Raw genomic sequence first — 20,180 nt, forward strand, 5'->3', positions numbered from 1 at the left:
CCGAGGTTTAGGCGAGTGACAGGACGAACGCCAGGACGAAACCCGCCGCGGTGCTGAGGGCCACGGCGGGTCCGCCGTGTTCGTAGGCTTCTGGCATCAGGGTATCCGCCAAGGATGCGATCACGGCCCCGGCGGCGAAGGCCAGTGGTATGGAGATCGCTTCCGGGTCGGTCCCGGACAGTGGCCCGGCACCTACAACGACGGCGATAACCAGCAGGGCGGCGCAGGTTACCCACAGGCCAATGATGCTCCAAGCCGACCGGCCCTGGCTCCGCATCGAGGCGGACCCCACCAGCGCTTCAGGGAAGTTGGAGACAAAGATCGCGGCCAGCAACGCCAGCCCGCCCGTGCCTTCGCCCAAGGAGATTCCCAGGGCAAGGTTTTCCGGGACGCCGTCGAGCGTGACGGCAGCCAGCAAGGCCAGGCCTGCCGCTCCGGCTGTCGACGCCGACGTGGGGCGTTTGTCGCTTGCCGCCGCATCAGTGTCGAGCTTGGCGCTGCCCTGGAACTCGTCCGCCGCCTTGGCCCGTTTCGCGTCTCCCGCCTGGGCCCACCGGTCCAGCAAAGCGCTCAGGACAGTAAAAACCACTGCACCCAGCATCAGGCCGATAGCGGCACGGATGATGCCGCCGCGTTCGTAAGCGTCCTCGAACAGTTCGAAAGCCAGGGCGGTGATCAGTGAACCGGCAGCGAAGGCCAGGAGCATGGCCAGCAGCCGCTTGGGAAGCTCGAACCGGACACCGATGACGGCACCCAGAACCAGAGCGCTGGATGCTATGACGCCAAACCACAGCGACATCATCATCCGGCAAGTATAGGAGCGTCCGGTTGACGTGGGAAGACGTGCTGGTGCCCCGCCGGAGGGGTGGGCTTTCGGCACCATGGGGTTATCTGCAAAGGTGGATCCATGACGTATTTCCTGGAGTACACGATTCCTGCAGCACCCGAAGACGCCGGGTTCGACTTCCCCCATGATGAGATCAACCCCGGCACCACCATCCCGCTCTCAGAGACCGGCGCGGAGACCGTGCACACTACGGAGCTCCCGGCCAGGACCGGCATCATTGGTGCCACCGTTCCGGAAGCGAAGCTTGAAGCTGAGCAGTTGCTCACCCACAGCCGCGCCACCGAGGGTTCCCTCTACTTTGATCCGTCCAACTCTCTTCAAGCCGGCGTTGGAACGCTCGTGGCCACGTTCAGCGAAGGCCGGGGCTGGCAGGACGCCTGACGTCCTGCCCCTGGCCCTGCTGCCGGCCTTGACCCCGGAACCCGAGTGCGCCGGTGACCGGCCTCGGCCAGCCAAACTGGGTCCGCACTCCGGGGGAGTAGAGGACCGATTCGGGCGGGCCGCCCACCTCAATGCCCGCCGAGCTGATCAGGCCATCCTGAAGCTCGTGGACATCAGCGTGCTGTAATGCCCAGGGTTCGTGGGTGTTGGGTATGTAAATGGTCCGTCCATAGAACCTGCTGTGCAGGCCGAACCGTGCTGTGACGTGCAGGGACAGGGGGTCATCGGCCACCGATCCCGGATTGGGAATGACGCTGAAGCGGCTGGCAGCGCCCTTCCGGAAGCGGCTGACGGAATAGCCGCTGGTGCCGCCGGCCATGCTTTCAGGCGGTGTCCCCGGCGGTGTTGTTCCCCACGACCGGATGCGGGACCACACATAGGGTATGCCCGCCTGCCGGGCAGCGAGGACAACAGGAAGCCGGTTCGCGTCAAGGCTCAGGAACACCACGCCCCTGGTTCCATCCGGCTCCCGGGAGTAGAGGCGCACGTTGACCTCGTTGAAGCTGCCCAGGTAAGGAATTCCGGGGCCGCGGCCTAGTCCGGCCCCTTTCATACGGAAGCCGATGAGGCCCACCCAGGAAGAGTCGTCGAAAACGTCCGGCTCCACCCCTGGCGGCATGAACCGGGCAGCGGATGATTCCGGGATCCGCCAGTGCAGGAAGACCGCATCAAGCCAGCGCTGGTCCATGATGGCCGGCAGTGGCAGTTCAGGCGGATCGGGCCACAGGGCCGCGGCGCTCGAGCGTTGGTCCATGCCCAATAATCCCTTCACACAACCTGGTTCTTGCTGAAACCGCCGGACAAATCACCACGGTTCTTATGATCGCCGTCGCTGCACCTCCACCCTAGCCCCGGCCGGGGAACACCAAATTTCCTACGTAGGACAGGACGTAAAAGCGAGTACCCACTACTGGTGTTACCGGGCAGGGCCGCCCCTATGCTCGCTTCACGGGGGCGTCCTATCGGCCAAGTGCTCTACGCGTAGTGAAGTGGTGAGGCATGTGTCTATTTCCACCCAGCCCCCTAATTCGTTTTCCAAGCCAACAGCCGCGCCGGACGGGGCGTCCATCAGCGTCGTGATTCCCACCCTGAACGAGGCCCAGAACATTCCTTGGGTCCTTCGGCGCATGCCGTTATACGTGGACGAGGTTGTGATTGTTGACGGCCGTTCCACGGACAACACGGTTGGGGTGGCCCAAGCCCTGCGCAAGGACATTGTGGTGGTGAACGAGCTGCGCAAAGGCAAGGGGGTCGCGCTGCGGTCGGGATTTGCTGCAGCAAGCGGAGACATCATCGTCATGTTGGACGCTGACGGAAGCATGGATCCGAGGGAAATCGGCTGGTTCGTTTCCCCCCTCCAGCACGACTACGACTTCGTAAAGGGCTCCCGCTACGTCACGGGAGGGGGATCGGAGGACCTGACGTGGCTGCGGCGTACAGGCAACCGTGCGCTGACCGGGCTGGCCAACGCGGTGCTGCACAGCAACTACTCCGACCTTTGCTATGGCTACATCGCCTTCCGGCGGGAGTGCCTGGAGGTCCTGCAGCTGGAATCCGACGGATTCGAAATCGAGACGGAGCTGATTGTCAGGGCCGCCAAGGCTGGCCTCCGGATCGCCGAGGTCCCCAGCCTGGAACTGGGCCGCATTTCAGGGGTATCGAACCTCCAGACTTTCCGGGACGGATGGCGGGTGCTGGGGACAATGGCCCACGAATGCATCCTTTGGGAGGCCCCGACAGCCGGCGCACGCCCCGAGGCGCTGCGCCGCGTGAAGTACGCCTATGCCAACGTGAGCTTCCCACGAACGCCCACCGATCCCACAAGTGTTCTTCCTGCAATAAGCGTGGCCTGAACATGACGCACGTTATGTTTCCTACGGTCACAGTGATCATCTGTGCCTACACGGCGGAACGCTGGGTGTGGTTGCTGGACGTCCTCGATTCCCTCCGCTTGCAGACCTGCGCACCCAACGAAGTCTTCGTGGTTATTGACCACAACGAGGAACTCTACGAGCAGTTGACCAATACCGTTGATGACGTCATAGTCGTCAGGAACACCGGCCCCCGCGGACTTTCCGGGGCACGCAACACGGGCGTGGACCTGGCGGACTCAGACGTCGTTGCCTTTCTCGATGATGACGCAGAGGCCGCGCCGGACTGGCTGGAACGCCTCATCACCCTCTATGACGATCCCGACGTGCTCGCAGTGGGCGGCCGGGTGGAACCATTGTGGGAGGCAGGCCGTCCCGGCTACTTCGCTGAAGAGCTGGACTGGATCGTTGGCTGCAGCCATCGGGGCCTGCCACGGGTTGCAACCGAAGTCAGGAACGTCATCGGAGCCAATATGTCGTTCCGGCTCGATGTCCTACGGACGGTGGGCGGCTTCAACCTCTCCTTGGGCCGGCGGGGATCCGTTCCCTTGGGCTGTGAGGAAACCGAGATCTGCATTCGTTCCAAGATGGGGGCCCCCGGGAGCCGCATAGTTTATGAGCCGGCCGCGCTGGTCCGCCACCATGTGCCCGCAAACAGGGGAACGGTCCGCTACATGCTTTCACGGTCATGGTCTGAAGGTATTTCAAAAGCCCAAGTAAGCCAGATTGTAGGGCACAAGCGGGCCTTGGGACCGGAGCGCCGATACGTCCGCAGAATTCTTCCCAAGGCAGTTCTTGCAGGGATCAGGGACTGGGGCCGTGGCGATCCTGGTGGCCTTGGCCGGGCGGCAGCCGTGGTGGCGGTTGTGGCCTTTACGTCCGCAGGCTATTTCCGCGGACGCCACCTTGCAGATTTTCCCAAGCGTTCCCTGGAGCAGCCGGTCCCGGCCGGGGTCAGTCCGTGGCGGGAGGTGCAGTGAACGGCGCTACCGGTCCACTGGTCGCCACCTGCCGCCGCGACGCCATCATGGACACCACCGACACCACCGGCGCCGTTTACATCATCTGACCGACAACACCCAGACAGGGGACGACAATGCGCACCTCGCAGACCAAGGCATTGCACTTCGATATTCACGGCCGCGTCACCATCCGCGTTGACGCCAATGCACCGGCAGCACACCAGCTCCGGAGCATGCTGGCCTGCTTCGCCACCCAAGCTGAACCGCCGGCCGACATCGTCGTTGACGACCGGCCGGAGTCGATGCCGGATGCGGGTTTGCTCGAGCACGAGCTTGCGTACACCGAGAACAGCGTCCGTTTTAATGCCGACCGGGTCCAGGTGGTGAGGGATGGAGAACAGTGGCGCATCCATGGGGCCGGCGAGCTGCTGACCTCCGTGGTCCCTGTCCTGGATGCTGCCATGATCGGCCGGGGAGCTGCCATGATCCATGCGGCCACAATGGCCTACCGGGGCCACGCAATCGCGCTTCCCGCTGCCGGCGGGACCGGTAAAACGAGCACCGCCGCCAAATTGATGCGCCGTGAGGGATGGTCCTTCATGGGCGATGACTGGGCCTTCCTCGCCGAGGATGCCACCCTGCTTGGCTACGCGAAGCCGATGTTCATCAAACCCCATCACAGGGACATCTACCCGCACCTGTTCGAGGGAGTCCGGAAGCCCCTCGTCCCGTCGCGGCTCTCGCAGAGCGTCGGCCGGCTTACCACACTCGTGCACCCCTTCGTCATCCGTTATCCACGCCTTGCGGACTTTTCCCGCCGATGGTCACCCGAGCACCGCATGGTGGATGCCGGGACCGCTTTCCCCGGGCGGAAAGTGACCACCACGGCCCCTCTGGCGGCCGCCATCTACGTGGAGCGCTTCGAGGGCAGCCGGACCCGGATTCTCGAACGGACCAGCGATTGGATGGTGGACCGGATGATCGGCAACTTCCACATCGAGATGGCCGGCTTTTCGCAGCGGGTTGTGACCGGCCTGGCAGCCACCTCCGTAGTCCCGTGGCGCGAGCACTTCGCGGCGAAAGGGCTCGTGCTGAGCAAGGCGCTCGACGGCCGGCCCTGCCATCTGTTGCAGGTGCCCGCCGCTTACACGGCAGACGAAGCGTCGGACGACATTGTCCGGCATCTCGAACAGCTGCTGCCCTCAGTCCTCGGCGAGCAGGCCTAGGGGGTGGACGCCGTGGATCACAGTCCCGCCGAGGTCACCGCGGTTGTCCCTGCCCGAAACGCGGAGCAGATGCTCCCGCGCTGCCTGGAGGCCCTCAGCCAGTCGGGGGTTGCCGAGATCATCGTGGTGGATGGATGCTCTGCCGACGCCACGGTCGCCATCGCCCGTGCGGCCGGGGCCCGGGTGGTCAGTGATGAGGGCCGTGGCCTTCCATGGGCTCGAACACTCGGTGTGCGTAACAGCAGCACACGGTGGGTCCTGCTCGTCGACTCCGACGTGGTGTTCGGTCCCACGGGGGTAGCCGACCTGCTCTCGGAGCTGGTGGAGGGCGGCTATGACGCCCTCCAGGCCGGGCTGGAAAGTGTCGGCGGACCGGGATACTGGGGACAGGCACTGGCACACCACCATCGCACCGGGCGCAGCCGAAACTGGTTCGGGCTCGTGGCCACGATCGTCGACCGGGAACTGATGCTGGGAGTGGGGTTCGACGACTCGTTCAAGTCCGGGGAGGACATTGAGCTGCGCTGGCGGATGCGGGACTCAGGCCTGCGCACGGCCGTGTCGCACCGGGTGATGGTGGAACACCGCTTCGCCGCAGACAACTTCGACTTCGCGCTCGACCAATTCCTGATGGACGGAACCGGTCTGGGGAGGATGATCCGCAAACACGGCTGGCGCGGCGCGAGGCTGGCGCTGCTGCCCGCCGCCGCGGCAGTCAGGGGCAGCGCCTTGAGCCTTGCCGCGGGCCAGCCCCGGTGGCTGCGCTACTACCTTGCCTTCTGCTGGTACAACTACGCGGGCCTGGCGCGGGGTCTCGCGCGGTGAGGGCTGGGCGGGGGACAGCTGAGACGAACGCGACAACCGTCCGGCACTCCGCCCTGCGCAGCTCCCTCGGCCTCGTCGTCGCAAAGGCAGCCCAGACAGGCGCGGGCTTCGCCTTTTGGGTCGTGGCCGCGCGCGCTACGTCCGACCGCGAGGTTGGACTCACCATGGCCGCGGTCTCCGCGGTGATGCTCTGCACCCAGCTCGCGGTGCTCGGTGCCGGGTCGGCCGTGATTGTCTCAGTGGGGCGGGGGGAGCCGCCTGCGCGGGTGCTGGACGCCGCCTTTGCCATCGTGGGGGTGGCCGGCACCGGGCTGGCCCTTGGCTACCTTGTGCTGCAAGCGGCCGTGACGCCGGACACCGCCTCCTTGTCGGTGCTCTTCTGGCTGACGTTCCTTGTTGCCGCCGTTACCGGCACCATGGTGATCGTCTTGGACCAGGCGCTCGTGGCGTTGGGACGCGGCGCCAGCGCGGCCTCGAGGTATGCGTTGGGCGGCGGTGTGGCACTCGGAGCCGCAGGGCTGGTGGCCTGGCGGGCGAACGGTGCCTCCGCCGACGTGCTGATGGCCTGCTGGACCCTCGGGACCACCGTGGCGTGCGTGGTGGGTGCCGTCCAGTTGCGAAGACTGGTGGGCTACCGGCCGCGGCCGACCCTGCGTGTGGCGCGCGGCCGTTCACTGCTGGCCCTGGGCCTGCCGAACCAGATCCTTACGCTCACCGAACGCGCCCCCGGCCTGGTGCTGCCGCTCCTCCTCGCGCACATGGTGTCGCCTGAGGCCGCCGCCTACTGGTATCCAGCCTGGATGATGGCCTGGGCTGCCTATACCGCTCCCATGCTGATGGGCATCGTCCAGTTTTCCGAAGGTGTCCGGGAGCCTGACCGCCTGGTAGCCACCACCTGGGCGAGCCTCCGGTGGTCGCTCGCCGTGGGAGGCCTCGCCGCCGTCGTCCTTGTGGTTTTTGCCCGCCCGCTGCTCGGCCTGCTGGGGGAGCGCTACGCCGATTCCTCAGCGGACGCCCTCCGGCTCCTGGCGGCCGGGCTGGTGGCATACGCGGTGCTGCAGGCCTACAACGCCGTGTGCCGGGCCAGCGGCCGCTACGCTGAGGCAATCATCGTGGGTGCGGCGCTCGGAACCGTCCTGTGCGCTTCGGCGCTGGTGGCGGCCGAGAGGGGGGCCAGCGCCATGGCCCTTGCGTGGCTGGTAGTGCTCTCCACCGGTGCAGCGGCTGCCGGCATCCGGCTGTTCGTTGTCCTCCGGCGAGTGAAGCAGGACGCGAGATGACCAGCACACTCGATGTGGCCAGACGCACCGAAGCGCGCTGGAAGCCCCGCGAGGTGTGGTGCGCAGTGGGGGGAGCCGGGTCGCTGGCGCTTGCCGCGGGGGCCGCCTCCACAGTGGCCGTGCCCGTGAACAGCGACCTTGGGCTCCTCGCCGTCCTGCCCTACCCGTTCTGGGTGGGGATCCTGCTCCTCAACGTTTCCTTCGCCGTCGCGCTCCGCGGGGATGCCGCGGGCCCGGCGCGTCGCCCGGTCATGCTGTGGCTCATCGCGGTGCTCGTGGTGGTGCTCTTCGGGACCGCAGCCTTCGTGACGGACATCCCGCGGGGGGAGGTCGCCTTCCGCCACCTCGGCATCGCCGACGCCCTCTCAAGGACCCAGGGCATCGACCCGGACATCGACGCGTACTTCAACTGGCCGGGCTTCTTCGCCCTCCTGGCGACCGTGCTCGGCGCGACGGGTCTTGACCCCGCCACCGTGGCATTGTGGGCACCGGTGCTCAACATGGGCCTGTGGCTCGCTGCCATGGGCGTGCTGACGCGCTACCTGACGCGCGATCCGCGGCGCCGCTGGCTTGCGCTGTGGATCTTCTGCCTCGGCAACTGGCAGGACCAGGACTATCTGTCTCCCCAAGCCTTCGGCTTTTTCCTGTACCTCGTCATCGTTGCACTGCTCGTCGGGCCCTTGGCCGCGCGGGCGCCCGGCTTCCGCGGCTTCAACCGCGCCGCCCTGGAGTCATGGTGGCGCGGGCGGTCGCCCACGGAACCCCGGCAGGCCCACCGGGCAAGCGCAATCGCCGTGGTCCTCCTGCTCGTCCCAGTCATCTGCGCGAGCCACCAGCTGACACCCTTCATGCTCTTGATCGCCATGATCGCCCTCACCCTGAGCGGACGGATCTGGCCCAGCCGCCTGCCCCTCATCACCGCCGTGGTGCTGTCGCTCTGGCTCGTGTACCCCGCCAGTGCCTACCTCGTGGGGCACCCTCCACTCGAGGACGCAGGACTGCTGGCAGCAGCCGAGGCGAACGTCGTCGACCGCGTGGGCGGGACCCCCGGGCATGTGTTTGTGGTCCAGGTCCGGATGGTCCTCACCGTTGTGCTGTGGCTGCTCGCTGCAGCGGGCGCCTTGCGGGACTGGCGCAGGGGGCGGCTCGACATTCGGGTGGTGCTCCTGGCCGTCAGCCCGCTGCTGCTCTTTCCCGCGCAGGCGTACGGCGGGGAGATGCTCATCCGTGTCTCACTGTTCGCGCTGCCCTTTATCGCATTGCAGGCCTGTTCGGCCCTGCTTCCCAGGCATCGCGGCGCACGTCCTTCCGTCCTCCGTGCCACGGGCCTTGCGCTGACCTGCTCCCTGCTGGCCGTGCTGACCGTGACTGGGCGCTTTGGGAATGCCCAGTATGACGTCTTCACCGAGGGCGAGATGGCCGCCGTCGCCGCCGTCCAGCGTTTCGCGCCGCCAGGCTCGGCAATCATCTCCGCCGCCCATCCGACGCCATGGCGCAGCGAATCCTACCTTGAGCACAAGTACCGGACCGTCGACGAACTGTGCCAGGCCGACCTGTCGGCGTCGGTGTGTGGCCCCCTCGTTTACAACTATGCCCGGCACAATCCTGCCGGTGCCGTCCTGCTGCTCACACGCTCGTCCGAGGCGAGCCTCGTGGTGCAAGGAGCCACCACTGAGCGCGGCTTCGCGGAGCTGGAGGATTGGCTGGGCGCGCAGGACGGCGTGGAGTTCGTGTTCGGCAACGCGGACGCACGCGCTTACCGGGTGGCGCCATGAGCGGCAGCGTCAGCCGGTTTACCCTGGTGCTCGGCCTCGCGGCCGTGGCATTGGCGCTGGTGACGGTGGTTGGGTTGCCGGCACCGCTGCAGGCGGTGACGGCGGCGGCCGTCCTTGTCCTGCTCCCGGGGCAGGCGCTGGCGCGGCTCACACCGGTGACCGACGCCGGGCTTGGCGCGCTGCTCGTCCTGGCCCTGGGCCTCGCCACGCTCACGGCGGTGTCCACGACGATGTTCTACCTCGCTGTCTGGTCCTGGCAGGCGTGCGTCGTGACGATGGCCGCCATCACTGTCCTCGCGTGCGTGGCACGGGCACGGCAGGAGGCGGCAGGCTGATGGACCTGTTGATCGACCTGGTCGGCCTGCTCGCGGCCGCAGCACTGCTTGTCACGCTCGTGGCGCTTGAGGTGCGGCGCCCGGAACCGGACACCGGGCAGCCCGTACACCCTAGGCTCCTCGGCCTGACCATCAGCCCCCGGGTGGTTGCCGCCGGCTGGGTGGTATACCTGATCCTCTTCCTTCCGCGCCTGCTGGGACTCCTGGTATGAGCGGCGCGGCGCGATGGCTGTTCCTCAGCGACCTCCACCTGGGCGTGACGGACGACGACGCGCGGCACCCCGGCACGGTGCTGTCCGCGTTCCTGCGGCGTGAGGTGCTCTCGGCCCCGGGTCCGCTGCCGCACGTCGCGTTCGTCGGTGACACCTTCGAACTGGTCGGGTGCAGCGGGGAGGGAAGCGTGGCCCGGCTCGAGGCCATCCGCAACCGCCATCCCGGGACGTTCGAGGCGCTGGAGGCGTGTGCGGCGCGCGGGGTGCAACTGCATTTTGTGTGCGGCAACCACGACGTCGAGCTGGCGAGGCCCGCGGTGTCCGCCCGCCTTGCGGCACTGCTGTCACCTGCAGAGCCGGGTCGGGTCCAGGTGCATCCCTGGTTCCTGCACGTCCCGCGGATACTCGTGGCCGAGCACGGGCACCAGCACCACGCGCTGCACCGGATACCCGAGGTTCTCCGCGCTGCGGTCAGCGGCACCGACGGACTGGACCTGCCACCGCTCGCCGCCTGGACCGCCGATCCGTCGAGGTCACGCCTGCGCCGTGCCGGGGCGCTTGCGCAGGCCTGCCTGGGGTCCGAACGGGCGGAACGCCGCGTACGGGAGCCCGCTTACGCCAACCTCCTGCAGGCCGAATCGTCCCGGCTCGGTCTAGACGGGGCGGCCGTGCTGGATCTGGCACGCCTGTCCCGGTTCCGCACCGTGTCGGCGCTGCCGGCTGCTGCGGCCCGCATGGCGCTGGCAGCTGCTGGGCGAAGTGCTGCGGGCGGAAAGGCCCCTGCTGCAGCGGCCAAGGTGGCACATACCCTTGAAGCCCATGGCGCCGGGGTTGCCTGGTACATTTCGGGCCACACCCACCGGGCCGTGGAATCGGCCCTCGAGGCCAGCTCAACCCGGTACGTGAACACCGGCACCTGGTGTTCGGACATCCGCGGCCGCGGACCCGACCAGTCGGACCGCCAGGCGTTCCCGTATGCCGTGGTGGACGTCGCCCGCGACGGCGCTACCAGCGGCGGGCTGCGGTACTGGCGTCCGGAAGCCGGTTGAGCCGCACCGGCAGCGCAGCGGTGCTACGGGAGTCCTCAGCCTGCTGAAGCCGCCGCTGGCTCGGCGGGCTTGGTGGATTCCTTCTGCCAGGGCCAGCGCCCGGTGATTTCCAGCTCAAGCGAGAAACTGAGGAACGTCCGGATCAGCACGATGATAGCCAGGACCCCGACGCTTTCGAACGTGGGGGTCACAGCAACCGTGCGGATGATGTCGGCCGCAACCAGCAGCTCCAGGCCCAGAAGTATGGACCGGCCCAGCAGTTGCCGGTAGGAGCGGTAGAAGCTCAGCCTGTCCGCGCCGGCGGGAAGGTTGCGTGGCTGGTGCCCGCGGAGCGCCAGCGGGATGGAGATGAGCGCGCCGATCACCATGACGGCAACTCCCGCAAAATCGACGAACTCTCCGACAGTCTCGATGATGTGCCGAAAATCCATGGTTCACGCCTTCCTCTGCGACCGGGGTCCAGTCAGCCAGCCTAATGCCGGCGCCCGCAGCCACGCCGCAGCTACGGATGGCGGACCCCGGTCCCGGCGAGGACGGCCCGGTAGCCTTCCCGGAATGTTGGATAGGTGAACGCGAAGCCGGTACTGAGCAGGAGACCGTTGCCGCAGCGCTTGTTGCCGCCCCGCGCCGGCCCTGCATCACCTGCCGGGGGCTCGGCGAGCCCGATCTCCGTGGCGAGGAAGCGCAGCACCGTCCCGAGGTCGGCGGGATCGTTGTCCACGCCAACATAGGTTGCATCGGGCCGGGGGGCCATAGTGGCGAGATGGACGATGGCGGCCGCAGCGTCGTCCCGGTGGATGCGGTTGGTGTACCTGACATCCTCCGGAATAACGGCGGAACCGTTGCGTACCTGGTCTATCAGGCGGGTGCGGCCAGGGCCGTAGATGCCGCCTAATCGGAGGGATGTGGCCGTGGTGGCGGTGCCGCGGAACCGGGCCTGGATGAGCTCCTCGGCTTCCAGCAGCACGCGTCCGGAAAATCCACCGGGCACAGCCGGCGTGCCTTCGTCCACCCAACCACCTGCGGCGTCGCCGTAGACAGCCGTGGAGGAAACGAAAAGCACCCGGCCCGGCTGTACGCCGTCTCGTTCCAGGGCGTCGAGGACGTTGATGGGTCCGTCCACGTAGCTCGCGCGGTAGGCCTCCTCGGAGGGCGAATCGGCAGCAACGGCTATAACGACGGCGGTGGTGTCGGCGGGAACCGGCGGCAGTCCCGGCGCGCTGAGGTCGGCTGCGACACCTTCGATGGCGGACGGCAGCTTCGCGGGGGAGCGGCGCCAGCCCACCACGCGGTGGCCCAGCGCGTGGAACCGCAGCCCCGCTTCGGTCCCCAGGTCACCACAGCCGGCTAGGAGGATAGTCATGGGTTACGGTGCCTCCACCGGGAAGAACACGCGCGGGTCCTGCAGGAGGGCCGGATAGGTGAAGGCGGAACGGTCGATGATTTCCGTGACCGTGAAGTTCCTGCCGAACCTGCCGTCCTCCAGCGTGATGGGCCGGCCGACAACCTGCCCCACCGCAAACTTCGCACCGTGTTCGAACGGGACGGCAACGGGAGTCTTGCCCGGGAGGGTGGAGAATGCTTCCTCCTGCGCCAGGCGCTTGCGCGTGGGCTTCTTCACAAGCTGCTTGGGCGGTGCCTTGCGGGACTGCCGGGACGGGCGCCGGGACCCGTCGTCGACGAAAACAGGGGAGTAGTCCGCGTCCGCACCGGACGCATCAGCGGCGGCAGCGGGGCTCCCGTTCACCGGCGGAAGGGCCACGGTATCCAACGACTGGGGATCGACGTCGTCGTGCGGGGACCTCAGGATCCACAGGATGTCACCCTCAGGCTCCTGCGGCAGGAACTCATGCCGGGGCTCGGGCCAGATGTAGTCCATCTCCGGTATCGCATCGGTGAAGACCGGGGTGTAGAACTTGGGTTCCTTGCGTACCAGCTTTGAGCGGTGGCTCAGGTGGAAATCGGGGTCCCCAAGCCAGGGCGGCATGGGGATCTTCGCCGCATAGTCCGGGTGGGCTGCCTGCGGCGCAAACTCAGCGATGTTGGCGCGGGTGTTGTCCGGGTGGCCGCGCTGGGTCCACTCGTCAACCATGGCCAGCCCGTACATGGTGAGTGCGGGCACGTACCCCATCCACATCCGGATGGCCGGGTGCGTCTGCCAGCCGTAGCCGGGAATCACCAGGGCACGCAGTGTCTGCAGTGCCTCAACGCGCTGCTTGCCCAGCCTGGCGGTGTCCAGGGCAGCGGCGCTCTGCCGGAAATCAGGGTACGGGAGGAAGGTTTGCATCCCTTCAGTCTGACGGCACCCGGCGGATGTGCCAATTGCAGTGCCACGGACCACATGGACGAAGCCCGGATGTTCACATAGTGGACCTATGCATACGCCGGTGCTCCCAACCCACTAAGATCACCGCAACCACCCCGGCGTTTTGGAAGCTCCCTCATGACATCAACACCTGAAAAAACCACCGCAACCGCCCCCTCCCTGCCCCGCTACGGGCAGATGCTGAGCCCGGAAGCAAAGGGCATCCTTGTCCTCGACGAGTTCACCCTTGATCCCGCCGCGGCCCGCAAGGAACAGCACCGCTTCCGCGACGGCATGGCCGCGGTCGCCCTGACAATGCGCCGCATCGCCGCGCTCCGCATTGTGATCGCCATCGTGGCCATCGGAAATCTTCCACTGTTCCTGCTCTCGAGCGGCTGGTGGATCTACGGCGTTTCGCTCACCCTCGTGGTTGCCGTCCATGCCGCCGTCTCCTGGCTGAACCGGCACGAGCCGCGGTTGAAGCAGCGCTCAGCCCTGGAACTGCACAAGCACCGCGAAAGCAGCGCGAACTACCGCAAGGTCCGCGACGCCGTGAAATACATGATCGACACCCCCGCCCGGATGAACGAGCACCTTTACCTTGAGCTGCTCGCCGCCAAGCGGGTCGCCCTCAACCTGGCCCACGGCACGGTCGCCCTGCTGGACACCAGCGATGACTCGGCGTGGAAGGTGCGGATTGTCCGGGAGTTGCCCGGCGCCGCGTAGGGCCGGCTGCGGCCTGTAAAACCATTAAAGAACGACGCCGGCACATCCCCTTGTGGGGGCGTGCCGGCGTCGTAGCTGGTCAACGGAATTTGTCTATCGCCGACCTGATCTTGGTGCCCTTGCGGGCAGCTGCTGCGCAGCTTCAACAGCCACTAGGCCGGAAGCTGGATGACCTGTCCCGCGAATACAAGGTTGGGATCCGCAATGGTGTCCAGGTTGGCGTCGGCAAGGTGCTGCCAGCCGCCTTCAATGCCAAGCTTCTCGGCAACCTTGCTTAGGGTGTCGCCGGCCTGCAGCGTGTAGGTCTCGCCGCTCAGGGCCACGGAGGTCACGTGCTTCGCAACCGGAGCGGCCTGCTCTGCGGGCACGCTCTGCACCGGTGCGGCCTGGACCGGAGCTGCCTGCACTGGCGCGCTCTGGACCGGAGCAGACTGCACCGGAACGGACTGGGGCGCAACGCCGCTGCCGCCGCCGCTCAGGCCTAGCTGGGCCGAGCAGGAGGGCCAGGCGCCCCAGCCCTGCGAGGCCTGGACCCGCTCGGCTACGGCGATCTGCTGCTCGCGGCTGGCGTCAGCGGCGGAACCCGTGCCACCGAAGGCAGCCCAGGTGGTGGGGCTGAACTGCAGGCCGCCGGAGTAGCCGTTGCCGGTGTTGATGGACCAGTTGCCGCTGCTCTCGCACTGTGCCAGGGCATCCCACGTGGAGGTGCTGGTGGTGGCGTTGGCAGCGGTGGCTGAGAGAGCCAGGCCTGCAGCGGAGATGGCAGCTACAGTTGCTCCGCGGCGTGCGGCAGTACGGAATTTGGTGTTTTTCATGATGGGTGATGCTCCTGAAGGCCACCTGCGCTGCTTCCGTCCCCGGAGATCATCGCGCCACTGCCCGCCCCTGACGAATAGAGGTCGTTTCGGTGGCTGCCTGCTGGGCAGTTGTGGTGAAGGCAGCACCGGGCATTCATGGGTCCGCCAGCGGCGGGCATGCCTTTTACGCTAGGACATTGCGCGGCCGTTATCAAATCGAGATGTTTCTGGGCATTAGCTGGGGGTTCCCTGACCGAGCGCGGTTGCCAGGTACGGAGCGGTGCGGCTCCGGGTGGAACGGGCGACGGCGGCCGGCGTCCCGGTAGCCACGATCAGGCCGCCTTTGTCCCCTCCTGACGGGCCGAGGTCAATGACCCAGTCGGCGCCGGCGACTACTGCCATATCGTGCTCAACAACCACCACGGAGTTTCCCGCGTCCACCAGGCCGTGGAGCTGGGCCATCAGGAGCTGGACATCGGCAGGGTGCAGCCCGGTGGTGGGTTCATCCAAAAGGTAGAGGCTGTGGCCACGCTGGGCCCGTTGCAGCTCAGTGGCCAGCTTGATCCGCTGCGCCTCGCCGCCCGAGAGCTCGGTGGCTGGCTGCCCCAGCCGCAGATAACCCAGGCCGACATCCCGCAGGCTCTTGAGGCTCCTCGCCGCTGCGGGGATGGTGGCCAGGAACCCGGAGGCGGCGTCCACCGTCATGGCCAGGACTTCGGCGATATTCAGGCCGTGGTACTGGACCTCAAGCGTTTCAGGGTTGTATCGCGATCCCGCGCATTCCGGGCAGGGGCCGTAGCTGCCGGGCAGGAAGAGCAGTTCGACGGCGACGAACCCCTCGCCCTGGCAGGTTTCGCAGCGTCCTCCCGCCATGTTGAAGGAGAACCTGCCGGCGCCGAAGCCGCGGGCCCTGGCCTGCTCCGTGGCGGCATACTCCTTGCGCACGGCGTCGAACAGGCCGGTGTAGGTGGCCAGGTTGGATCGCGGGGTCCGGCCGATGGGCTTCTGGTCCACCGTCACCAGGCGGTCAATGCGGTGGTGACCCAGGACGGCTCCCAGTTCCAGCGGCTCGGCAGATTCATCCTGCTCAGCCGGGGTCCTTAGGCCGGAGCCCACCACCTCGCCGAGTACTTTGCTCACCAGGGTGGACTTGCCGGAGCCGGACACGCCGGTGACTGCCGTCAGGACGCCCAGGGGGAACTCGGCATCCAGCCCGCGCAGGTTGTGCCGGGTGATGTCCTTCAGCTCCAGCCACTCTTCCGGTTCCCGCACCCGGCCGGTACCGGAACGGCCAGACGGGACGGAATCGCCGCCGTCGAAAAGGAAAGGCCTGGTGACAGACGCTTCAATTCCGGCGAGGCCGTCAACCGGCCCGCTGTAGAGCACTTCGCCGCCGCCTTCGCCGGCGCGGGGGCCTACATCCACCAGCCAGTCCGCCCTGCGGACCACGTCCATGTTGTGCTCCACCACGAACACCGAGTTGCCGGACGACTTCAGCTGCGCCAGCACCTCCAGCAGCGGCTCGGCGTCGGCAGGGTGCAGCCCGGCGGACGGTTCATCCAGCACGTAGATCACACCGAACAGGCCGGACCGCAGCTGCGTGGCGATCCTGAGCCGCTGCATCTCGCCCGGCGAGAGGGTGGGGGTGGCCCGGCCGAGCGCCAGGTAGCCGAGCCCGAGGTCCAGCAGCACCGTGATGCGCTGGAGCAGGTCCCGGGTGATGGCCACCGCTACCTCGTTGGACTCCCCGGAAAGCTGCGTGCGGGAGGCCGTGCCGGCGTCGTCCAGTACAGCGGTGGGGCGGACAACCTCGGCGAGCTCCGCCATGGGGAGGCCGTTGAGTTCCGCGATGGTCCTGCCCGCAAACGTGACGGCCAGGGCCTCGGGCACCAGCCCCGTGCCCGAGCAGCGCGGGCACGGACCGGACTCCATGTAGGCCAGCACGCGTTCACGCATGGAAGCGCTCTGTGAATCGGCCAGCGTATGGAGGACGTAGCTGCGGGCGCTCCAGAACTTCCCCTTGTACGGTTTGGCAACGCGGTCCCGCTGTGGGGTCACCTCCACCACGGGCTGTTCCTCGGTGAAGAGGATCCAGTCACGGTGTTTTTTGGGTAGCTTGCGCCACGGGACGTCGACGTCGTAGCCCAGGTGGGTGAGGATGTCCCGCAGGTTCTTCCCCTGCCATGCGCCGGGCCAGGCGGCGATGGCGCCGTCGCGGATGCTCAGTGACGGGTCCGGGACCAGCGAGGACTCCGTGACGGTGTGCGCGATGCCCAGGCCGTGGCATTCCCGGCAGGCGCCGGCAGCTGTGTTGGGGGAGAAGGCGTCCGAGTCCAGCTGGGTGCTGCCTGCCGGGTAGGTGCCAGCCCGGGAGAACAGCATGCGGAGGGAGTTGGAGAGCGTGGTGACGGTTCCCACGGTGGACCGGCTGCTGGGAGCGCCGCGGCGCTGTTGAAGCGCGACGGCGGGGGGCAGCCCGCTGATCAGCTCCACCTTCGGGTTGTGCCCCTGCTGGATCAGGCGGCGGGCGTACGGGGCGACGGATTCGAAATAGCGCCGCTGGGCCTCAGCGTAGATGGTTCCGAACGCCAGGGAGGACTTGCCGGACCCCGAGACGCCGGTGAACGCCACGATCGCATCGCGCGGGACATCCACATCCACGTTGCGGAGATTGTTTTCGCGGGCACCCCGGACCCTGACAAAACCGTCTGCGGCGGGGGCGGGAGACGGGTACTGCAGGTCATCAGCGTGCTTAGCGTTCTGCATTGGTTCGACTCTAGTGGTGATTCCGGCGCTGGGCATTATCCTGACCCGATGGATAACTTTGCCGGCGGCACTGCCGTGCCCGAGAGAGAACTGGACGCAGCAGAGCTGGACGTCCCCGCCAAAATCCTTCCGGTGGCGGAGCTGCACCTGCACATTGAGGGAACCCTCCAGCCGGAGCTGATTTTCGCGCTCGCGGAGCGGAACGGCATCGCCCTCCCGTATGCAGGCCTGGACGAGCTCCGGGAAAGGTATGAGTTCACGGACCTGCAGTCCTTCCTCGACCTCTACTACGCCAACATGGCCGTGCTTCAGACGGAGCAGGACTTCGCGGACATGACCCGCGCCTACCTTGAACGGGCCGCCGCCGCAGGAGTGCGGCATGCCGAGATCATGATGGACCCGCAGGCCCACCTCTCCCGCGGCATCCCGCTGGAAGTGTGCGTCAACGGCGTTGCATCCGTCCTGGCGACGTCCCAGGAAGAATTCGGGATCTCAACGCTGCTGATCGCGGCCTTCCTCCGTGATCTCAGCGAAGAATCCGCCCTGGACGTCCTGGACGGCCTGCTGGCCATGAACGCCCCGATCGCCGCCGTCGGCCTGGACTCCGCCGAGGTGGGAAACCCGCCGTCCAAGTTCGAGCGGCTCTACGCGAAAGCCCGCGAAGCCGGCCTGCGGCTGACCGCCCACGCAGGGGAGGAGGGCCCGGCGTCGTACATCATCGAAGCCCTGGACATCCTTGGCGTGGAACGGATCGACCACGGCATCCGCTGCATGGATGATCCGGACCTGGTGGAGCGCCTGGTGGATGCGCGTATCCCGCTGACGGTGTGCCCGCTCTCCAATGTCCGTCTGCGCGCCGTGGACACCCTGGCGGACCATCCCCTGCCCGCCATGCTGGCAGCCGGCCTGAACGTGTCCGTGAACTCCGATGATCCGGCCTACTTTGGCGGCTACGTGGATGACAATTTTGCCCAGCTGGGCGCGGTCTTTGAGCTCTCGGACTTCGACAAGGCCAGGCTCGCCGCCAACTCCATCCACTCGTCCTTCGCTTCCGAGGAGCGTAAGGCGGAGCTGCTGGACGAACTGAACCGCGGGGAGGCCGTGCACCCGTAACGTGTCTGAGGCAACAACAGCCGCGTCATGCGGCTAAACTGGGTGCCGCAGGCGTGTCTGGGAAGTGCAGTGCGGCACCCATGTCAGCGCTCAAGGGTTGTGCAGCCAGCCCGTTTCCCGAGACCTCAGCCTCACTTGTTGGGACGTCCGCTTAACAGTCGGTCACGACACGCAGTGTTAACCATTTCAAGTCGCGCGATTTAACGGGCAGTTGGCAAGATGCCTAAGACCGATCGCTTTTATAAAGGGGAATCATGGCCAAGTCCACCGCAGAAAACACCTTCCTTCGACTCAAGACCGTACTGGATGTCCTGACCGAAGGTGTGTGGTCAGGCGATGCGCTGAACGCGGGCCAGGTCCTCGCCGAGGCAACGGCCCGGATGCCGTTCAACGAGCACGAGGCCGAGCTGCTCAGCGGCGGCATTCCCCGCGGCCACAAGACGCTCACCTCCGCCACGGCAAAGCTGGTCAAGGCCGGCTGGCTGGTCAAGGGCCGCTCCGGCTGGACCATCACCGACGAAGGCATGCGTGCCACGGTCGCCTTCCCGGATGCGGTTTCCTTCGCCAGCGCGCTCGACGCCGGCACGCCCATCCCTGCCGACGTCCAGGTTCCCACTGCTCCAGAGGGCTTCGTCCGGAAGACCACCGCGGTTCCCGCAACGGCAGCTGCCGCCACGGAACCCAAAAAGGCCACCAAAAAGACGCCTGCCAAGAAGGCCGCCGCCGCCGTTGGCAGGGCAGCCAAGGTGATCGAGGACGCCGTCGAACCGGTTGTGAAGGCTGTCCGCAAGGACAAGGCACCGTCCAAGACCGAGGCAGTTGCCGCACCCGCAGCGCCGGAGGCGTTTGAGGACGCGGACGTCGAGACGCACCCGCAGCCCGAAGCAGTGGCTGTTGCAGGCGACTTCAATACCTTCCTGGGCGCTCCGGAGAACTGGGCGCCGCAGTACGACGAAGCGCAGATGGAGTTCGACTTCCTGGACCAGATCTGGAAGAAGAGCGCCGAACTGCCTGCCGGTTTCTACACCTTCAAGATCGCCATCAACCGCTCCTGGGATGAGAACTACGGCGCTTACGGCACGTTCGACGGCCCCAACCACGAACTGCACCACGCCGGCGGCACCGTGACCATCCGCTACAACCACAGCACCCGCGACATCACCATCAACTAACGGGTTGCCCTCCCGCCCAACCAGGTAGCAGTTAATGTCGTTTTGGAGGCTCGGAACGGCACTTACTGCTACCTGGTTGGGCGGGGGCGGCGCTGACAGGAGGGGAGGCACCTTGGCCAGGCACGCAGGTTCGTCATCCGGGGTGCCCGACTCCTCCGACGGAGCGGCTTCTCCTGGCGCGACGGCTCCAGCTGACACGGATGCGGTCCGGCTGGAGGCGCGTGTTTACGGCATGGTGCAGGGAGTGGGCTTCCGGTTCCGGACCATGGGCAAGGCCGAGGACCTGGGCCTGGCCGGCGAAGTGGAAAATCTTAGCGACGGTTCGGTGGCCGTGGTTGCTGAGGGCCCCGAGCGGCAGGTCCGGGCACTTCTCGACTGGCTCAATTCCCCGAACACCCCCGGCCGGGTGGAGCGTGTTGAGGACTCGTTCTCCGCGGCGCGCGGCGGCTTCCGCGGTTTCAGGGCCCGCTGACCGGCA

At 66.9% G+C, this 20,180-nt stretch carries 21 protein-coding genes; 14 read left to right on the top strand and 7 right to left on the bottom strand.

Annotated elements, in window-relative coordinates; genetic code table 11:
* Window positions 1-7 precede the first annotated feature (7 nt).
* Window positions 8-805, bottom strand: coding sequence for a ZIP family metal transporter (locus tag ABRP28_RS00245; RefSeq protein ID WP_350003951.1), 798 nt, complete (start codon window positions 803-805; stop codon window positions 8-10).
* A gap of 102 nt (window positions 806-907) precedes the next feature.
* On the opposite strand from ABRP28_RS00245, the gene ABRP28_RS00250 reads away from it, so the two are divergent.
* Window positions 908-1,228 (top strand): hypothetical protein, encoded by a 321-nt coding sequence (locus ABRP28_RS00250; protein ID WP_350003950.1) that lies wholly within the window; start codon window positions 908-910, stop codon window positions 1,226-1,228.
* On the opposite strand, the gene ABRP28_RS00255 is transcribed toward ABRP28_RS00250, so the two are convergent.
* Entirely contained in the window at window positions 1,197-2,042 is an 846-nt protein-coding gene (locus tag ABRP28_RS00255) for a DUF2071 domain-containing protein (protein WP_350003949.1), read from the bottom strand. The two genes, ABRP28_RS00250 and ABRP28_RS00255, sit on opposite strands and share 32 nt — an antisense overlap.
* Before the next feature lie 247 nt (window positions 2,043-2,289).
* On the opposite strand from ABRP28_RS00255, the gene ABRP28_RS00260 reads away from it, so the two are divergent.
* The 9 genes from ABRP28_RS00260 (at window position 2,290) to ABRP28_RS00300 (ending at window position 10,823) form a co-directional block, all read left to right on the top strand.
* On the top strand, window positions 2,290-3,141 hold the full coding sequence (locus ABRP28_RS00260; RefSeq protein ID WP_350003948.1) for a glycosyltransferase family 2 protein: 852 nt from the start codon (window positions 2,290-2,292) through the stop codon (window positions 3,139-3,141).
* Between the two features lie 2 nt (window positions 3,142-3,143).
* Complete coding sequence (locus tag ABRP28_RS00265) at window positions 3,144-4,139, top strand: glycosyltransferase family 2 protein (protein ID WP_350003947.1); 996 nt, start codon at window positions 3,144-3,146, stop codon at window positions 4,137-4,139.
* A 116-nt stretch (window positions 4,140-4,255) separates the two neighbouring features.
* Window positions 4,256-5,347, top strand: a complete 1,092-nt coding sequence (locus tag ABRP28_RS00270; RefSeq protein ID WP_350003946.1) for a hypothetical protein — start codon at window positions 4,256-4,258, stop codon at window positions 5,345-5,347.
* 12 nt (window positions 5,348-5,359) lie between these two features.
* Window positions 5,360-6,172, top strand: coding sequence for a glycosyltransferase (locus ABRP28_RS00275; RefSeq protein WP_350003945.1), 813 nt, complete (start codon window positions 5,360-5,362; stop codon window positions 6,170-6,172).
* Window positions 6,169-7,452 (top strand): polysaccharide biosynthesis protein, encoded by a 1,284-nt coding sequence (locus ABRP28_RS00280; protein ID WP_350003944.1) that lies wholly within the window; start codon window positions 6,169-6,171, stop codon window positions 7,450-7,452. Before ABRP28_RS00275 ends, ABRP28_RS00280 begins: the two co-directional genes overlap by 4 nt.
* The gene (locus ABRP28_RS00285) at window positions 7,449-9,227 is read left to right on the top strand and encodes a glycosyltransferase (RefSeq protein ID WP_350003943.1); all 1,779 of its coding nucleotides are present in this window, start codon (window positions 7,449-7,451) and stop codon (window positions 9,225-9,227) included. Before ABRP28_RS00280 ends, ABRP28_RS00285 begins: the two co-directional genes overlap by 4 nt.
* Window positions 9,224-9,562, top strand: a complete 339-nt coding sequence (locus ABRP28_RS00290; RefSeq protein WP_350003942.1) for a hypothetical protein — start codon at window positions 9,224-9,226, stop codon at window positions 9,560-9,562. Before ABRP28_RS00285 ends, ABRP28_RS00290 begins: the two co-directional genes overlap by 4 nt.
* Window positions 9,562-9,774 (top strand): hypothetical protein, encoded by a 213-nt coding sequence (locus tag ABRP28_RS00295; protein ID WP_350003941.1) that lies wholly within the window; start codon window positions 9,562-9,564, stop codon window positions 9,772-9,774. Before ABRP28_RS00290 ends, ABRP28_RS00295 begins: the two co-directional genes overlap by 1 nt.
* The gene (locus tag ABRP28_RS00300; RefSeq protein ID WP_350003940.1) at window positions 9,771-10,823 is read left to right on the top strand and encodes a hypothetical protein; all 1,053 of its coding nucleotides are present in this window, start codon (window positions 9,771-9,773) and stop codon (window positions 10,821-10,823) included. The genes ABRP28_RS00295 and ABRP28_RS00300 overlap by 4 nt, the downstream gene beginning before the upstream one ends.
* Before the next feature lie 35 nt (window positions 10,824-10,858).
* Here ABRP28_RS00300 and ABRP28_RS00305 read toward each other — a convergent pair whose 3' ends face one another.
* The 3 genes from ABRP28_RS00305 to ABRP28_RS00315 form a co-directional block, all read right to left on the bottom strand.
* Window positions 10,859-11,254, bottom strand: a complete 396-nt coding sequence (locus ABRP28_RS00305) for a DUF1622 domain-containing protein (protein ID WP_350003939.1) — start codon at window positions 11,252-11,254, stop codon at window positions 10,859-10,861.
* A gap of 71 nt (window positions 11,255-11,325) precedes the next feature.
* Window positions 11,326-12,186 (bottom strand): SDR family oxidoreductase, encoded by an 861-nt coding sequence (locus tag ABRP28_RS00310; RefSeq protein WP_350003938.1) that lies wholly within the window; start codon window positions 12,184-12,186, stop codon window positions 11,326-11,328.
* Window positions 12,187-12,189: 3 nt separating this feature from the next.
* The gene (locus ABRP28_RS00315; protein WP_350003937.1) at window positions 12,190-13,110 is read right to left on the bottom strand and encodes an MSMEG_6728 family protein; all 921 of its coding nucleotides are present in this window, start codon (window positions 13,108-13,110) and stop codon (window positions 12,190-12,192) included.
* 156 nt (window positions 13,111-13,266) lie between these two features.
* On the opposite strand from ABRP28_RS00315, the gene ABRP28_RS00320 reads away from it, so the two are divergent.
* Window positions 13,267-13,854 (top strand): hypothetical protein, encoded by a 588-nt coding sequence (locus tag ABRP28_RS00320; RefSeq protein WP_350003936.1) that lies wholly within the window; start codon window positions 13,267-13,269, stop codon window positions 13,852-13,854.
* A 152-nt stretch (window positions 13,855-14,006) separates the two neighbouring features.
* Here the strand turns inward: ABRP28_RS00320 and ABRP28_RS00325 are convergent, their stop codons facing one another.
* Together ABRP28_RS00325 and ABRP28_RS00330 are read right to left on the bottom strand one after the other, a co-directional pair.
* Complete coding sequence (locus tag ABRP28_RS00325) at window positions 14,007-14,669, bottom strand: transglycosylase family protein (protein WP_350003935.1); 663 nt, start codon at window positions 14,667-14,669, stop codon at window positions 14,007-14,009.
* A gap of 216 nt (window positions 14,670-14,885) precedes the next feature.
* Window positions 14,886-17,417 (bottom strand): excinuclease ABC subunit UvrA, encoded by a 2,532-nt coding sequence (locus tag ABRP28_RS00330; protein ID WP_350003934.1) that lies wholly within the window; start codon window positions 17,415-17,417, stop codon window positions 14,886-14,888.
* A gap of 48 nt (window positions 17,418-17,465) precedes the next feature.
* Between ABRP28_RS00330 and ABRP28_RS00335 the strand changes: the two genes are divergently transcribed.
* The 3 genes from ABRP28_RS00335 to ABRP28_RS00345 all read left to right on the top strand — a co-directional run bounded on the left by ABRP28_RS00335 (window position 17,466) and on the right by ABRP28_RS00345 (window position 20,174).
* The gene (locus ABRP28_RS00335) at window positions 17,466-18,530 is read left to right on the top strand and encodes an adenosine deaminase (protein WP_350003933.1); all 1,065 of its coding nucleotides are present in this window, start codon (window positions 17,466-17,468) and stop codon (window positions 18,528-18,530) included.
* A 254-nt stretch (window positions 18,531-18,784) separates the two neighbouring features.
* Window positions 18,785-19,702 carry a glycosidase gene (locus ABRP28_RS00340; protein ID WP_350003932.1) on the top strand — a complete coding sequence of 306 codons (918 nt, stop codon included), beginning with the start codon at window positions 18,785-18,787 and terminating at the stop codon, window positions 19,700-19,702.
* A 112-nt stretch (window positions 19,703-19,814) separates the two neighbouring features.
* On the top strand, window positions 19,815-20,174 hold the full coding sequence (locus tag ABRP28_RS00345; RefSeq protein WP_350003931.1) for an acylphosphatase: 360 nt from the start codon (window positions 19,815-19,817) through the stop codon (window positions 20,172-20,174).
* The last annotated feature ends 6 nt before the right edge of the window (window positions 20,175-20,180 follow it).

Source organism: Pseudarthrobacter sp. WHRI 8279, assembly GCF_040224115.2.
Taxonomy (GTDB): Bacteria; Actinomycetota; Actinomycetes; order Actinomycetales; family Micrococcaceae; genus Arthrobacter.